Genomic DNA, 15791 nt, shown 5'->3' on the forward strand with positions numbered 1-15791 from the left:
ATTCCGCCGCGCGCGGCTGCGACATGGGGGCGGCGTGGCGCGTGGCGCGAGCGCCGACCGGAGATTGCCCCCATGACCGCTCCCCTCTCCCTGTCCAAGGACAAGATCAAGATCCTGCTGCTCGAGAACGTGAACGACAGCGCGGTCGCGCTCATGGAGGCGGCCGGCTACGTCTCGATCACCCGGGTCAAGACGGCGCTCGACGGCGCGGCGCTGAAGGACGCGATCAAGGGCGTCCACATCCTCGGAATCCGCTCGCGCACGCAGCTGACGGAGGAGATCTTCGAGGCGGCGGACCGGCTGCTCGCGGTCGGCTGCTTCTCGGTGGGCACGAACCAGGTGGACCTCGACGCCGCGCGCCTGCGCGGCATCCCGATCTTCAACGCGCCGTTCTCGAATACCCGTTCGGTGGCGGAGCTGACGCTCGCGGAAGTGGTGATGCTCATGCGTCGCATCGTGCCGTGCTCCAACGCGGCGCACGAGGGCGGCTGGGACAAGTCGGCGACGGACAGCCACGAGGTGCGCGGCAAGTGCCTCGGCATCGTGGGCTACGGCAATATCGGCTCGCAGCTCTCGACGCTGGCCGAGAGCTTCGGCATGCGCGTGATGTACTACGACCGCACCGACAAGCTCCGCCACGGCAACACCGAGCCCGTGGACACGCTCCAGGAGCTCCTCGCCAAGTCGGACGTGGTGACGCTGCACGTGCCCGAGACGCCCGAGACCGAGGGCATGATCGGCGAGCGCGAGATCCGCGCGATGAAGCCCGGCGCGTACCTCATCAACAATTCCCGCGGCACCGTCGTCGATCTCGACGCGCTCGCCGCGGCGCTGAAGGATGGGCACCTGCGCGGCGCGGCGGTGGACGTGTTCCCCAAGGAGCCGGGCTCCAACAACGAGCCCTTCGAGAGCCCGCTCCAGGGCATCCCCAACGTGATCCTCACCCCGCACGTGGGCGGCTCGACGATGGAGGCGCAGGAGCGCATCGGCGTCGAGGTGGCCCGCAAGCTCGTCGATTATTCCGACATGGGCGCCACGCTGGGCGCGGTGAACTTCCCCCAGGCGCAGCTGCCCGGCCGCGCCCAGGGCACCCGCTACATCCACGTCCACAAGAACGTGCCGGGCATCCTCTCGGGGCTGATCGGCGTGTTCTCGAACCGCGGCATCAACATCGCGGGACAATACCTGCAGACGGACGGCGAGATCGGCTACGTCGTCGTCGAGGTCGACGGGGTGCCCGACGACAGCCGCGCGATCCTGGCGGACCTCCGTGCGCTCGAGGGGACGATCCGCGCGCGCATCCTCTACATGAGGCAATAAGGCCACAGACCGACAGGAAAACCGTCCGCACCGGAGCCCGCTCTTGCGGTGCGGTAAGCGATCCTTAAGCACGTTCGTTAACCATGCGGAGGCTCGCGATTCCCTTGCGAGCGCTCGTTCGTCGGCCTCACCGGATGTCCTCGCTCATGCTCGCGCGCCTTCTCCTCGTCACGTCGATCGGCGCCCTCGCCGCCTGCAACAACGCCACGACGGTCGCGGACGGCGCCGACGGCTCGCGCGGATCCTGGGTTTCCCCCGCCGTGCTCGCGCAGTCGGTCGCGCTGGACGGGACCGCGGCCTGGTACACGGGCTACAAGGACGACGAGCCCCACGACATCCCCCTCGTGAACCGCGCCCTGATGCGCCCCGAGCTGATGCGCCAGCGCGTCGAATATACGGGCGGCGAGGCGCCGGGCACGCTCGTCGTCGACATCGACGATCGCTTCCTCTACCTCGTCGAGGGCGACGGCAAGGCCATGCGCTACGGCATCGGGGTGGGCCGCAACGGCTTCTCCTGGCGCGGCGCGGCGCGGGTCGGCCGCAAGGGCGTGTGGCCCGGCTGGGGCCCGACCGACAACATGCTGCGCATCAACCCGGACCTGCCGACCTACATGGAAGGCGGCCTCGAGAACCCGCTCGGCGCCCGCGCGCTCTACCTCTACCAGGGCGACCGCGACACGCTGTTTCGCATCCACGGCACGAACGAGCCCTGGTCCATCGGCGAGGCGGTCTCCTCGGGCTGCGTGCGCATGCTCAACGAGGACGTGGTCGACCTCTACGAGCGCGTGCCGGTCGGTGCCCGGGTGATCGTCCGCCGCGGCTGAGCGGGCGGCTCGCACCCTCTCACGCCAGATAGAACGAAGAAGCCCCGGCGCCGCGCGCCGGGGCTTCTTCGTTCGTGGCTGTCTCGGACGACGACGGCTCGCCCCCCACCGAGAACGCGAACGCCGCACCCCGAGGGGCGCGGCGTCCTTGCGTAGGTCGTCCGAGATGAGCGATGCCGGGTCAGATGCGACCGGCGCCCGCGAACTCGGGATAGGCCTCGACGCCGACCTCGAGCTTGTCGAGGCCCGCCATCTCCTCCTCCTTGGTGACGCGCAGGCCGGTGGCCATCTTGAGCACGTACCAGACGATTCCCGAGGCGACGAAGGCGAAGGCGCCGATGGAGACCACGCCGATGAACTGGGTCACGAAGCTCGTGCCGTCCGTCGAGAGCGGAACCACCATCGTGCCCCAGATGCCGGCCAGCAGGTGGACCGGGATCGCGCCGACCACGTCGTCGATCTTCAGCTTGTCGAGGAGCGGCACCGCGAAGACCACGATCGCACCGCCGACGGCACCGATGAGGATGGCGAGCGGGACCGACGGGTCGAGCGGGCCGGCCGTGATCGACACGAGACCGGCGAGAGCGCCGTTGAGCGCGATCGTCAGATCGACCTTCTTGTAGACCACCTGGCAGAGGATCATCGCGGCCACCACGCCCGCCGCGGCGGCGAGGTTGGTGTTCATGAAGATCTTCGAGACGGCGGAGGCGTCCGCGATCGTGCCCATGGCGAGCTGCGAGCCGCCGTTGAAGCCGAACCAGCCGAGCCACAGGATGAAGGTGCCCAGCGTCGCGAGCGGCATGGACGAGCCCGGCAGCGGCATCACCTTGCCGTCGGCGGAATACTTGTCCGTACGCGCGCCGATGATGAGGGCGCCCGCGAGCGCGGCCCAGCCGCCGACCGAGTGCACCAGCGTCGAGCCGGCGAAGTCGGAGAAGCCCATCTCGGCGAGCCAGCCACCGCCCCACTGCCAGGAGCCGGTGATCGGGTAGATGATGCCGGTGAGGATCGCGACGAAGATGAAGAACGGCCACATCTTCGTGCGCTCGGCGATGGTGCCGGACACGATCGAGGCGGTGGTGGCGCAGAACACCATCTGGAAGAACCAGTCGGAGGCCGCGGCATAGCCGTCGCCGGCCGCCTCGGCGTCGGGCGCCGGGATGGCCTTGGGCGTGAAGGAGCCGAGGAAGCCGCCGTCGACGCCGTCGTACATGAGGTTGTAGCCGACGACCCAGAACATCAGGCCGGCGATGGAGTAGAGGCCGATGTTCTTCAGGCACTGCATGGAGACGTTCTTCGAGCGCACCATGCCGGCCTCGAGCATGGCGAAGCCGGCGGCCATCCACATGACGAGGAAGCCGCCGATGAGGAAGAGCAGCGTGTTGAAGACGAAGGCCGTGTCACCGGCGAGCGCGTACTCGACCGCCTCGGCGGTCTCGGGGGCGGCGTCCTGCGCGACCGCGGCCGTGGCGAGCACGGCGAGCGCGAGAGTGGAGGCGGCCGCCTTGGTCAGGATGGAAGGCATCATTCGGAAAACTCCTCCGATCGGATGGTCGAACGCGAGCACGGCGCGCGCTCAGAGAGCGTCGCCGTCGGTCTCGCCGGTGCGGATCCGCACCGCCTTCTCCAGCGGCACGACGAAGATCTTGCCGTCGCCGATCTGTCCCGTGCGGGCGGCGTTGGCGATCGCCTCGACGGCCGAGGCGACGAGGTCCGCGGAAACCGCCACCTCGATCTTGATCTTGGGCAGGAAGCTCACGGCGTATTCCGCGCCGCGATAGATTTCGGTGTGTCCCTTCTGGCGGCCGTAACCTTTCACCTCGGTCACGGTCAGGCCGTGCACGCCGAGGGCGGTGAGCGCGTCGCGCACCTCCTCCAGCTTGAACGGCTTGATGACGGCCATCACGATCTTCATGGGCAAGCCCCCTTGGATCCCGACGGGGTGTCCCCGCCGGCCGGTTGCGCGAACCGCGGAGCGGGAGGGCTCCGCGTGGTCACCGGTCGTTAATCAAGGGGCGTGCCAACCGGGCCCGCACAGTGGAAACGGCGTGTCTCGAGGGTCTTCGGCCGGTGCCGAGCCGCTCGCGGAGCCGGCTTTCGTGCGGCAGTGCACGCAAAGGAGCACGGGAGCGGGCATCGCGTGGACGCGACGCGCGAAGGCTTACGGACGACCGGGCCCCGCTGCAAGCCGACGAGGGCAACGCGCAGCCGGGCCGTTCGGGTCGCGGAGGATCTGCTGAAAACGAGAGCAGCGATCTCTGCTCAAAAAATAAGCAAACCGGGCACGCGCGCGTCACCCGGTGGGATGCTGCTCGGTCTCGCCCTTGGCCAGGATGGCGGTGAGCGTCTCCAGCCGGTCGGCCTCGGCGGTGGGCTTGTCCCAGCGGATGCGCGCAACGCGCGGGAAGCGCATGGCGACGCCGGACTTGTGGCGGGTGGAGCGCTGGAGACCCTCGAAGGCGATCTCGAGCACGAGCCCCTTCTCGGCGGTGTGCACCACCTCGCGCACCGGACCGAAGCGGTTCGTCGTATTGTTGCGCACGAACCGGTCGAGCTGCGCCAGCTCCTCGTCGGTGAAGCCGAAATAGGCCTTGCCCACGGGCACGAGCTCCTCGCCCCCCTCGGCCCCGGGCCGCCAGACGCCGAACGTGTAGTCCGAATAGAAGGAGGAGCGCTTCCCGTGCCCGCGCTGGGCGTACATCATCACGGCGTCCACCGTGTAGGGCTCGCGCTTCCACTTGAACCAGAGCCCCTTGGGGCGGCCCGGCACGTAGGAGCTGTCGGCGCGCTTGACCATGACGCCCTCGACGGCGTCGGCATCGTCTCCCGCCCCGTGCGAGGCGGGATCGGTGCGCGCCGCGGTCAGCGCGTCCCAATCGGCGAAGGGCACGAGGGGCGAGAGGTCGAGGCGCTCGCGTGCGCCGCGCGCGACGAAGGCCTCCAGGCGCGTGCGCCGCTCGGCGAAGGGCAGCGAGCGCAAATCCTCCTCGCCCTCGCCGAGGAGGTCGTAGGCGCGCAGATGCGCGGGATACTTCGTCATGAGCGCGTTCGACACGCTCTTTCGGTTGAGCCGCTGCTGGAGCACGTTGAAGCTCTGCACGCGCCCCTCGACGAGCACGAGCAGCTCGCCGTCGATCGCCGCCTCCATGCCGTCGAGGGCGACGACGAGGTCCGGGAAGGCGGCGGAAACGTCCTCGCCGGTGCGCGAATAGAGCCGCGTCGTGCCCGCGAAGGACACCGCCTGCACGCGGATGCCGTCCCACTTCCATTCGGCGGTGAAGTCGCCCGCGTCGAGCTTGCCGAAATCTTCGAGCTCGAGGGGATGCGCCAGCATGGGCGGGCGGAAGGGCGCGGGATCGCGCGAGACGGGCCGCTCGCCGCGCCCCTCGACCCAGGCGAAGAGCTCGACGTAGGGCGGCTGCAGGCCGTGCCAGACCTCCTCGACGGCGTCGGGTTCCATCTCGCCGAGCGAGGCGAGCGCCGTCTTGGCGAGCCGCGCAGAGACGCCGATGCGCAGGCTCCCCGTGATCAGCTTGAGCAGCGCCCAGCGCCCGGTCTCGTCGAGCGCGTCGAGCCAGGCGGCGAGGCGTGCGGGCAGATCGGACTTCGACGTCGTGGCGAGGGCCTCGACCACCTCCGACAGCGAGGGCGGCGGGCGGTTGTGGCCGATGCCTTCGTTGCGTTCAACGAGGGAGGCCGCCGCCTGCGACACGCTCGACGCACTCCCCTCCCCCTCGTGGGGAGGGGTAGGGGGTGAGGGGCGACGGGTGAAGGGCTCGCCGCTCGCCCCCGCACGCCCCGCCTGCATCGACGACGACGCTTCGTCCTGAACGCCCCACACCCCCGGCCCCTCTCCACGAGGGAGAGGGGAGACCCGCGGCGGTTCCGGACGCGAAGAGATCGGCGCGGGCCAGAGGAGCGCCGTCGTCTCGGCGAGGTCGCCGACGTAGGAATAGGACATCTCGAAGAGGACCGGGTCGCAGCGCTCCTGGATCAGCGCCCGGATCAGGTTCGGCTTGGCCTCGCGGAACGAGAGCTCGCCCGTGAGCGCGGCCAGCGCGAAGCCCCGCTCGGGATCGGGCGTCGCGCGCAGGTAGTCCGCGATGAGGCGGATCTTGGCGTTGCGACGGGATTCGTAGACCAGGCGGTCGAGGAGGGCGGCGAAGGTGTTCACGAGGCCGCTCCCGTCTCCACCGCGGCCGCCGGCGCCGCGAGGTCTCCCGCATCCTCCCCCTCGTCCCCGTACCCCAGCAGGTGCAACGGCCGCGCCCGGATCCCCCGCGTCCCGCACCAATGCACGAGCGCATCCTCCTGCCCGTGCGTGACCCAGACCTCCCCCGCCCCGGTCTCCAGGATGCTCTCCTGCAGCTCGTCCCAATCGCAATGGTCGGAGATCACCATGGGCAGCTCGACGCCCTTCTGACGGGCGCGGGCGCGCACGCGCATCCAGCCGGAGGCGAAGCCGGCGACGGGGTCGGGGAACTTGCGGGCCCAGACCTCCTGGATGGCGGAGGGCGGGCAGACGATCACCTCGCCGGCGAGCTTCGCCCGGTCGCCCGCCTGCACCTTCACCACCTCGCCGAGATCGACGCCGAGCTCGGCATAGAGCGCGCAGAGCTTCTCCATGGCGCCGTGAACCCAGATCGGGCGGTCGTAGCCGGCTTCGCGCAGGAGCGCCATCACGCGTTGGGCCTTGCCGAGCGCGTAGGCGCCCACGAGATGCGCCCGCTCGGGGAAGAGCGCGAGGGACGCCAGCAGCTTGTCGACCTCCGCTCGCGCATCGGGGTGACGGAAGACCGGCAACCCGAAGGTCGCCTCCGTGATGAAGACGTCGCAGGGCACGATCTCGCAAGGAAGGCAGGTGGGATCGTAGCCGCGCTTGTAGTCGCCCGAGACCACGAGCCGCGTCGCGCCCGCCTCGATGACGATCTGCGCGGAGCCGAGCACGTGCCCCGCCGGCACGAAGCGCACGGCGACGTCGCCCTGCCGGATCGTCTCGCCCAGCCGCGCCGCCTGCGTCGCGTCCGCGAAGTCCTCGCCGTAGCGCGCGGCCATGATGCGCAGGGTCTCGCTCGTGGCGAGCACGGCGCCGTGGCCCGCGCGGGCGTGGTCCGAATGGCCGTGCGTGACGAGGGCGCGGGGCACCGGGCGCACGGGGTCGACGTGGAAGTCGCCGAGCGGGCAATAGAGCCCCTGCGGCGTCTGGGTGAGGATGTCGGTCGCGCGGAGCGGCGAGGATGAGCTCATGACGCGGATATGGGGCGGCGCGCGCGAAACGGCAGCCCCGCGCAGCGCCGACGTCAGATCAGCGCGTCGAGCACCATACCGGCGAACAGGATCAGCCCCGCGTCGCGGTTCGAGCGGAACAGCATCAGCGCGCGCCGGCCGCCTGCGGGGTCGAGGGTCGCGACCTGCCAGGCGAGGTGGGCGGCGAAGGCGAGGAGGCCGAGCCAGGCGATCGGCCCGGGCGCGACGAGGGCGAGCGCCCCGGCCATGAGCGCGATCGTCGTCGCGTAGCACAGGCCGATGGCGAGGCGCACGCGCGCGCCGAAGAGGCGGGCGGAGGACTTGATGCCGGCGATCTCGTCGTCCTCGATGTCCTGGAGCGCGTAGATCGTGTCGTAGCCGACGACCCAGGCGATGGCGGCCGCATAGAGCAGCAGCGGCGCCGCCGACAGCGAGCCGAAGGCCGCCGCCCAGCCCATCAGCGCGCCCCAGGAGAAGCACAGGCCGAGGACGACCTGCGGCAGCCAGATCACCCGCTTCATGAACGGGTAGGTCAGCACGATCGCCACCGAGGCGAAGCCCGTGGCGACGGCGAACCAGTTGAGCTGGAGCAGCACCGCGAGCCCGACGGCGCATTGCGCGAGGACGAAGGCGAAGGCGCCCTTCACGCTCACGCGGCCGGACGGCAGCGGCCGGTCGCGGGTGCGCGCGACCCGGGCGTCGAGGTCGCGGTCGACGATGTCGTTGTAGGTCGATCCCGCGCCGCGCATGGCGACGGCGCCGACGAGGAACAGGACGAGGTGCCACGGGTCCGGATAGGGCGCGCCGGCGGCGAGGGCGGCGAGCGCCGCGGACCACCAGCACGGGAGGAGCAGCAGCCACCAGCCGATGGGACGCTCGACACGGGCGAGGCGCAGGTAGGGCCGTGCGGAGAGCGGCGCGAGCCGGTCCGCCCAGTGGCCCGTGACGGCGTCCGGCAGCGACCGGTCCGCCCCGCCGCGGAAGAGCCCCCCTCTGCGCATCGCGGCTTACAGCGCGCCCTGCGGGATCGGGAAGCGGCCGGTGAGGCCGGGGCCGCCGAACTGATTGGACTCGGCCGCCTCGCGCGCCTGGCGCTCGGCATTGTTGATCTGGGCGGCGACGCGGCAGGCGTCCGCCCGCATGCCGCCGACGCGCTCGTGGTCCTGGCGGACGTTCTGGGCGAAGTCGTTGGGGATCTGGCACCAGGCCTGGTTCTGGTCGATGAAGTCGACGAGCGTCTGGCCGTTGGCCTCGAGCTCGCGCAGCGCCGAGCAGGCCGGGCGCGGATCGACGTTCTCGGAGCCGAGCGATTCCAGCCGCTGCACGATGGCGCGGCGCTGCTCGAGCAGCGGCCCGACGCTCTGGCAGACGTTGGCCTGCGCGGAGACCTGCGTCGGCGCGAGCGCGCCCAGCGTCACCGCCGCCACGACGGCGAGCGCCGGTGCGAGCCGCCTCGTGAAGGAGATCCCGGAAGAGATCGTGGTCTTCGTCGCCATGCTCGTCGCCAGAGGCTCCTCGCCCCTGCCCCTTCGGCACGCCGGCCTGGATGGCCGAGCGCGCACGCTCTCTTGCGTCAACGCGTCTTCCGCGCATATCAGATCCCGGACCGGCACGCCAGCCGGCGCCCCGTCGCGGTCCCGGCCTCTCCACACCACGTCAATGTGGCGAGATTGGCTTTCGCCCGGTCCGACGCCCGCGGCGCGATCGTCGCGCCCCTCTCGCCCGGAGCCTTTCGCTTGGCCGCCTACGACTTCGCCGCCCCGCGCCTCTACGTCGACGCCCCGCTCGTGCTGGGGCAGCGCCACGCGCTCGATCGCGCGCAGGCGAACTACCTCCTCAACGTGCTGCGGCTCGGCCCCGGCGCCGACGTCCTCGTCTTCAACGGGCGCGACGGCGAATGGCGCACGCAGATCCAGCCGGAGGGCCGCAAGAGCGCCTCCCTGCTGGTGCTGGAGCAGACGCGCCCGCAGACCCCTCCCCCGGATCTCGCCTGGCTGTTCGCGCCGCTCAAGCACGCGCGGCTCGACTACATGGCGCAAAAGGCGGTCGAGATGGGGGCGGGCTCGCTGCGCCCGGTGCTCACGCGTCGCACGCAGTCCGGGCGGGTCAACCTCGATCGCATGCGGGCCAACGTCGTCGAGGCCGCCGAGCAGTGCGGGATCATCGCGCTCCCCGCCGTGCACGAGGAGGCGAAGCTCGACGCCGCCCTCGACGCGCTGGAGCCCGAGCGCGTGCTCGTCTTCTGCGACGAGGACGCACCCGTCGCCGACCCGCTCGCGGCGCTCGCCGCGGCGCCGCAGGGCCCGCTCGCCGTGCTGATCGGCCCCGAAGGCGGCTTCGACCCCGCCGAGCGCGAGACGCTGCTCGCGCGAGACCGCATCGTGCGCCTCTCCCTCGGCCCGCGCATCCTGCGCGCCGACACCGCCGCCGTCGCGGCGCTGGCGCTGGTGCAGGCGGCGCGGGGAGATTGGGGGCGGTCCTGAGGACGGATGGCGCAGGCGCCGGGCGCGCCCGCGCATGGTTCGCTCACCCCTGCGCCGCCTCCATGCTCACGGTCTCCGCGGAGCGCGTCCGCCCGGGTCTCGCGGCCGTCTCGTCGTTGAGGTGGCAGGCGGAGAGGCGGCTCTCGGCGATGGGCTTGAGGCCCGGGCGGTCCACCGAGCAGCGCGCGAAGACGTGCGGGCAGCGCGGGTGGAAATGGCAGCCCGGCGGCGGGCGCAGCGGCGAGGGGATCTCGCCCTTGAGCGCCGTGAAAGCGCGCTTCTTCGCCTCGAGGCGCGGCACCTCCTCGAGCAGCGCCTGCGTGTAGGGGTGGTTGGGCGCCTCGAATATCTCGTCGGTCTTCGCGAGCTCGACGATGCGCCCGAGATACATCACCGCCACGCGGTCGGCGATGTGCTCGATGACGCCCAGATCGTGGCTGACGAAGACGTAGGTGAGGTTCAATTCGCGCCGCAGCTCGAGGAAGAGGTTGAGCACCTGCGCCTGGATCGAGACGTCGAGCGCGGCCGTCGACTCGTCGCAGACCAGGACCCGCGGCTGCACCGCGAGCGCGCGGGCGATGTTGATGCGCGCGCGCTGCCCGCCGGAGAACTGGTGCGGGTAGCGCCGACGCGTCGCCGGGTCGAGGCCGACCTTCTCCATCAGGCCGCAGACGTAGGCGTCCATCTCCTCGGCCGCGATCAGCCCGTGCACGACGGGCGCTTCGCCGATGATCTCGACGACGCGCATGCGCGGGTTGAGCGAGGCGGCGGGGTCCTGGAAGATCATCTGCACCGCGAGGTCCGCCTTGCGGCGATCGGCGCCGTTCATCTTCGCCACGTCCGCGCCCTCGAAGCGCACGAGGCCGTCCGACGGATCGAGGATGCCGGCGATGATGCGCCCGAGCGTGGACTTGCCGCAGCCCGATTCGCCGACGAGGCCGACGACCTCTCCCGGCGCGATGTCGAGGGTCACGTCGTCGACGGCGCGCACCACCTGGTCCTGCAAGCCGGCGCCGAACAGGTTGGCCACGCGCTCGGCGGCGTCGAGGGACTTCACGAAGCGCTTGTGCACGTGCTCGAGGGAGAGGATCGGCTTCACGGCGGGAGCGGTCGCGTCGGCATTCATGGTCGCGTTCATGGCGTGAGCTCCCGCGCCGCGTCGGCTTTGGGCGTGTTCGGGGGCACGTCGAGGGGATTGTGGCAGCGCGCGGCGCGACCGCCGGGATAGGGCGTGCGCTCCGGCCGGATGGTGCGGCACGGATCGGTGGAATAGCCGCAGCGCGGGGCGAAGGGGCAGCCCGGAGGCAGCTTCGAGAGCTGGGGCGTCATGCCCGGGATCTGCGCCAGCGGCACGCCGCGCTTGTTGCGGCTGGGCACGGAGCCGATGAGGCCCGCGGTGTAGGGGTGGATCGGCCGCTCGAGCACGTCCGCGACCGGGCCCTCCTCGACGACCCGGCCGGCATACATGACGGCCACCTTGTCGGCGAGACCGGCGATGACGGACAGGTCGTGCGTGATCCACACGAGCGCCGTGCCCGTCTCGGCGCACAGCGCCTGCACCTCGGAGAGGATCTGCGCCTGGATCGTCACGTCGAGCGCCGTCGTCGGCTCGTCGGCGACGAGGACGGCGGGACGGTTCAAGAGCGCGGTGGCGATGGCCACGCGCTGGCGCATGCCCCCCGAGAACTGGTTCGGGTAGGCGTTCAGCCGCTCCTCGGGCGAGGGGATGCCGACCTTGGCGAGCGCGTCGCGCGCCCGTTCGCGTGCCGCCTTCTCCGAGACCTGCTCGTGGGCGCGGATCGCCTCGATCATCTGCGTGTCGATGCGCAGGACCGGGTTCAAGGTCGTCATCGGATCCTGGAAGATCATCGCGACGTCCTTGCCGCGGACCTTCTGGAGCGCCTTCTCGCTCTGCCCGACGAGCTCGGTCGCCTTCACCTTGATCGACCCGGCCGCGATGCGCCCCGGCGGATCGATGAGGCCGAGCACGGCGAGGCCGGTGACGGACTTGCCCGAGCCGGATTCGCCCACGAGCCCCATCACCTCGCCGGCGTCGACGCGGAAGGACACGCCGTCGACGGCGGTGACGAGCCCCTCGCGGGTGGAGAACGTGACCTGCAGGTCGCGGACGTCGAGTACGGGCGTCGTCATTTCGCGAGCCTCGGGTTGAGCACGTCGCGCAGACGGTCGCCGACGAGGTTGATGGCCACGATGACGATGACGAGGGCGACGCCGGGGAAGGTGGAGATCCAGTAATTGCCCGAGAGCAGGTAGCCGTAGCCGTTGGCGATGAGCATGCCGAGCGAGGGCTCCGTCACCGGCACGCCGACGCCCAGGAACGAGAGCGTCGATTCGAGCGCGATGGCGTTGGCGATCTGGACGGTCGCCACCACGATCAGCGGCGGGATGCAATTGGGCAGCAGGTGGCGGAAGACGATGCGCCGGCGCGGCAGCGCGAGGCAGCGCGCCGCCTCGATGTACTCGCGCCTCTTCTCGACGAGCGCCGAGCCGCGCACGGTGCGGGCGTAGTACGCCCATTGCACCACGACGAGCGCGATGACGACCTTGTCGACGCCGCGCCCGAACACCGCGAGCAGGACGAGCGCGACGAGGATCGCGGGGAAGGAGAGCTGCAGGTCGACGACGCGCATGACGAAGCTCTCGACGCGCCCGCCCGCATAGGCGGCGAGCACGCCCAGCGAGGCGCCGATGACGGCGGCGATCAGCACCGAGGAGGCGCCCACGGTCAGCGACACGCGCAGGCCGTAGAGGATCGCCGACAGCATGTCCCGGCCCTGGTCGTCGGTGCCGAGATAGGCCGTCTGGCCCATGCCGAAGATCTCGCCGGGCGGCAGCATGTTGTCCATGATGGACAGGTTGGCGAGGTCGTAGGGATCCTGCGGCGCGAACCAGGGCGCGAGCAGCGCCGCCGCCACGGAGGCGACGAGCAGCACGAGGCCGATGATGGCGCTCCAGCTCTCGAAGAACGAGGAGACGTGGCGGCGCAGCAGGCTCTCGCCCTTGTCGGGAGCCGGCGGCGGCACGCCCTTGTCGGACGCGCCCGCGGCTTCTCCGGGCCTGCCGGCGGATTGCGGCATGCCCGCGGCGGGGCCGGCGACGGGGCGCGCGGCGGCGTGGGGGGTGAGGTCGGTCATCGGTGGAGCCTCCTCAGCCCTTCGCCTCGGACAGGCGCACGCGCGGGTCGATCGCCGCGTAGAGCATGTCGACCACGAGGTTGATGATCACGAAGATGAACACGGTCAGCATCAGGTAGGCGACCACGATCGGGCGGTCGAGGCGGTTGATCGAATCGATGAGCAGCTTGCCCATGCCGGGGTAGGAGAACACCGTCTCCGTCACCACCGCGAAGGCGATCATCGAGCCGAGCTCGAGGCCGAGCACGGTGACGACGGGGATCATCATGTTCTTGAGCACGTGCACCATCACGATGCGCCGGGGCGAGAGGCCCTTGGCGCGGGCGAAGCGGACGTAGTCCTGCAGCATCACCTCGCGCGTGCCCGCCTGGGCGATGCGGATGACGAGGGAGGACTTGTAGAGCGCCAGCGTGAAGGCGGGCAGCAGCAGGTGGGAGAGCCCGTCGAGGGTGAACATCGAGAGCGGCACGCCGAGCACGTCGACCGTGTCCCCACGCCCGCTCGCCGGTAGCCATTGCAGCTCCACCGCGAAGAGCAGGATCAGCATCAGCCCGATCCAGAAGTTCGGCAGCGAGAAGCCGAGGATCGAGGTGGACATGATCGTGCGGCCCGCGAGCCCGTCGGGCTTGAGGCCGGCGATGACGCCGAGCGGCACGCCGATGAGGATCGAGAGCACGAGCGCGACGAAGGCGAGCTCCATCGTCGCCGGCAAGCGCTCGAGGATGACGGTGAGCGCGCTTTCCGAATAGACGAAGGAGGTGCCGAGATCGCCCTGCAGGGCGTTCCACACGAAGATCGCGAACTGCTCCCACAGCGGCCGATCGAGGCCGAGCCGCGCGGCGATGGCGTCGAGCTCCTGCTGGGTGGCTTCGGGGTTGGCCAGGATCGCGACGGGATCGCCCACCGCGTAGACCGCGAGGAAGACGAGGACCGCCATCACGGCGATCACGAGCAGCGACTGGCCGATACGGCGGATCAGGTAAACCAGCATGGGTGTCTCGGGCGCAGGGGCGAGAAGCGCGAAGGCACGGCGCGCGCGTCACGCGCCGTGCCCGCCGGAGGGTGACGACGGCCGCGCGCGGCCGCCGTCGGATCGCTCTGGGCGAGCCTCAGCTCGCCGGCTCGATCTCCATGGCGAGCGTGTACTGGTCCGCGCGGGGCGTGAGGTTCAGGCCCTCGCGGAACGCCCACGGCGTCACCTCGAAGTGGAGCGGGATGGTCGCGTAGTCCGCCATCGCCATGGTCGCCGCCTCCTGCAGGAGCGCCTCGCGGGCGTCCTCGTCGACGGTGCGCATGGCCTCCTCGACCAGGGCGTCGATCTCGGGGTTCGAGTAGTTCTGGCGGTTGGTGGCGCCCATGCCGGTGTCGGCGTTGCGGGTCGCGACGAGCGCGATCAGCGGGCTCGAGATCTCGCCCGTGGCGGCGCCCCAGCCGGCGAGCCACATGCCATACTCGTAGTTGTTACGGCGCGAGAAGAAGGTCGAGGCGGTCATCGCGTCGACGGTGGTGTTGATGCCGATGCGCGCGAGCATCTGGGCGACCGCCTGGGCGATCTTCTCGTCGTTCATGTAGCGATCGTTGGGCGCCGACAGGACGAGGCTGAAGCCGTTGGGATAGCCCGCCTCGGCGAGGAGCTCGCGCGAACGATCCGGATCGTAGGGGTCGACCGGGGTGTCCTCGCGGGTGCCGAACATCGGGTACGGCAGCAGGTCGCCGGCCGGGACGGCGAGCGTGCCCATGAGGCGCGACGCGATCGCCTGGCGGTCGATGGCCTTGGAGATCGCCTCGCGGACGCGCACGTCCGTGAAGGGGTTCTCGCCGTTGGTGCCCTCGACGCCCGGAGGCACGTGGCCCTCCTCGGCGTTGTTGTCGAGGTGCAGGTAGATCACGCGGTTCGAGAGGCCCTGCGCGATCTGGTAGCCGTCGCGACGCAGGCGGTCGAAATCCTGGATCGGCGGCGTCTCGATGACGTCGACGTCGCCCGCGAGCAGCGCCGCGACGCGGGCACCCTCGTTGGCGATGGGGCGCATCGTCACCTGCTCCCAGGTCGGCGTGCCGTCCCAGTAGTTCTCGTTGCGCGACAGCACGATGGAATCGCCGCGCACGTAGCTCTCGAGCTTGTAGGGGCCGGTTCCGATCGCCTTCTCGGGATCGTTGAAGTCGGCCGCCTGCGGGGGGGTGCCCATGTTCTCGCAGCCGTCTGGCGCGTAGGTGGCGTTCTCGCCGCCGAAGGCCTCGGCGGAGATGATGCCCACGCTCGCGAAGTTCGTCGGCAGGAGCGGCAGCGGCGAGGCCGTGCGGAACACCATCGTGTGCGGGTCCTCGACCTCGATGGAGTCGATGCCGGCCACGAAGCCCGTGAAGGACGAGGGCGAATCCTGCACGGTCGGCACGCGGCAGATCGTGTAGATCACGTCCTGCGCGTCGAACGGCGTGCCGTCGGAGAAGGTCACGCCCTCGCGCAGGTTGAAGCGCCAGGTGGTGTCGTCCACCGCTTCCCAGTCGCTCGCCAGGCTCGCGACGTTCTGCTGATTCTCGTCGGCCTGCGTCAGCCCCTCGAAGATGTGGGAGCGCAGCGCGTTGTTGGGCCCGAGATTGTGGAAGTGGGGATCCACGGCCGTCGGCTCCGAGGTGAGCCCGATGGTGAGCTCCTGGGCCAGCGCCGGGGTGGCGAAGATCATCGCGAGAGGCAGGCTCGCGAGGGCGAGCCGCTTGGCGGTACGTTGCATGTCGTCACGTCTCCTCTGGTGCCCGCCGGGCAA

The 15791-nt window shown here is 70.6% G+C and carries 14 protein-coding genes; 3 read left to right on the plus strand and 11 right to left on the minus strand.

Annotation, left to right across the window (positions count from 1 at the left end; genetic code table 11):
- Positions 1 to 72: 72 nt before the first annotated feature.
- Both serA and IEX89_RS07320 read left to right on the plus strand, forming a co-directional pair.
- Positions 73 to 1320: a phosphoglycerate dehydrogenase gene (gene serA / locus IEX89_RS07315; RefSeq protein WP_188911233.1), complete on the plus strand. Its 1248-nt coding sequence runs from the start codon at positions 73 to 75 to the stop codon at positions 1318 to 1320.
- A gap of 146 nt (positions 1321 to 1466) precedes the next feature.
- Positions 1467 to 2144: a L,D-transpeptidase gene (locus IEX89_RS07320; RefSeq protein WP_188911235.1), complete on the plus strand. Its 678-nt coding sequence runs from the start codon at positions 1467 to 1469 to the stop codon at positions 2142 to 2144.
- A 181-nt stretch (positions 2145 to 2325) separates the two neighbouring features.
- On the opposite strand, the gene amtB is transcribed toward IEX89_RS07320, so the two are convergent.
- The 6 genes from amtB to IEX89_RS07350 all read right to left on the minus strand — a co-directional run bounded on the left by amtB (position 2326) and on the right by IEX89_RS07350 (position 8887).
- A complete protein-coding gene (amtB, locus tag IEX89_RS07325) occupies positions 2326 to 3669 on the minus strand; it encodes an ammonium transporter AmtB (protein ID WP_188911836.1) in 1344 nt (447 codons plus the stop codon).
- 51 nt (positions 3670 to 3720) lie between these two features.
- Positions 3721 to 4059: a P-II family nitrogen regulator gene (locus tag IEX89_RS07330; RefSeq protein WP_029030397.1), complete on the minus strand. Its 339-nt coding sequence runs from the start codon at positions 4057 to 4059 to the stop codon at positions 3721 to 3723.
- Positions 4060 to 4437: 378 nt separating this feature from the next.
- Positions 4438 to 6318, minus strand: coding sequence for a cisplatin damage response ATP-dependent DNA ligase (locus tag IEX89_RS07335; protein ID WP_188911237.1), 1881 nt, complete (start codon positions 6316 to 6318; stop codon positions 4438 to 4440).
- Positions 6315 to 7391 (minus strand): ligase-associated DNA damage response exonuclease, encoded by a 1077-nt coding sequence (locus IEX89_RS07340; protein ID WP_188911239.1) that lies wholly within the window; start codon positions 7389 to 7391, stop codon positions 6315 to 6317. The genes IEX89_RS07335 and IEX89_RS07340 overlap by 4 nt, the downstream gene beginning before the upstream one ends.
- A 53-nt stretch (positions 7392 to 7444) precedes the next feature.
- Positions 7445 to 8392: a 4-hydroxybenzoate octaprenyltransferase gene (gene ubiA, locus IEX89_RS07345; protein ID WP_188911241.1), complete on the minus strand. Its 948-nt coding sequence runs from the start codon at positions 8390 to 8392 to the stop codon at positions 7445 to 7447.
- 6 nt (positions 8393 to 8398) lie between these two features.
- On the minus strand, positions 8399 to 8887 hold the full coding sequence (locus IEX89_RS07350) for a hypothetical protein (RefSeq protein ID WP_188911243.1): 489 nt from the start codon (positions 8885 to 8887) through the stop codon (positions 8399 to 8401).
- Positions 8888 to 9127: 240 nt separating this feature from the next.
- Here IEX89_RS07350 and IEX89_RS07355 point away from each other — a divergent pair, with 240 nt between their 5' ends.
- On the plus strand, positions 9128 to 9874 hold the full coding sequence (locus IEX89_RS07355; protein ID WP_188911245.1) for a 16S rRNA (uracil(1498)-N(3))-methyltransferase: 747 nt from the start codon (positions 9128 to 9130) through the stop codon (positions 9872 to 9874).
- 43 nt (positions 9875 to 9917) lie between these two features.
- Here IEX89_RS07355 and IEX89_RS07360 read toward each other — a convergent pair whose 3' ends face one another.
- From IEX89_RS07360 to IEX89_RS07380, 5 genes are all read right to left on the minus strand, one after another.
- A complete protein-coding gene (locus IEX89_RS07360; RefSeq protein ID WP_188911248.1) occupies positions 9918 to 11012 on the minus strand; it encodes an ABC transporter ATP-binding protein in 1095 nt (364 codons plus the stop codon).
- Positions 11009 to 12025, minus strand: coding sequence for an ABC transporter ATP-binding protein (locus tag IEX89_RS07365; RefSeq protein WP_188911251.1), 1017 nt, complete (start codon positions 12023 to 12025; stop codon positions 11009 to 11011). The genes IEX89_RS07360 and IEX89_RS07365 overlap by 4 nt, the downstream gene beginning before the upstream one ends.
- Positions 12022 to 12972 carry an ABC transporter permease gene (locus IEX89_RS07370; RefSeq protein ID WP_188911837.1) on the minus strand — a complete coding sequence of 317 codons (951 nt, stop codon included), beginning with the start codon at positions 12970 to 12972 and terminating at the stop codon, positions 12022 to 12024. Before IEX89_RS07370 ends, IEX89_RS07365 begins: the two co-directional genes overlap by 4 nt.
- Before the next feature lie 70 nt (positions 12973 to 13042).
- Positions 13043 to 14020, minus strand: a complete 978-nt coding sequence (locus IEX89_RS07375; protein WP_188911253.1) for an ABC transporter permease — start codon at positions 14018 to 14020, stop codon at positions 13043 to 13045.
- Between the two features lie 118 nt (positions 14021 to 14138).
- On the minus strand, positions 14139 to 15758 hold the full coding sequence (locus tag IEX89_RS07380) for an ABC transporter substrate-binding protein (RefSeq protein WP_188911255.1): 1620 nt from the start codon (positions 15756 to 15758) through the stop codon (positions 14139 to 14141).
- Positions 15759 to 15791: the final 33 nt, after the last annotated feature.

This window comes from Salinarimonas ramus (genome assembly GCF_014645695.1).
In the GTDB taxonomy this organism is placed as follows: domain Bacteria; phylum Pseudomonadota; class Alphaproteobacteria; order Rhizobiales; family Beijerinckiaceae; genus Salinarimonas; species Salinarimonas ramus.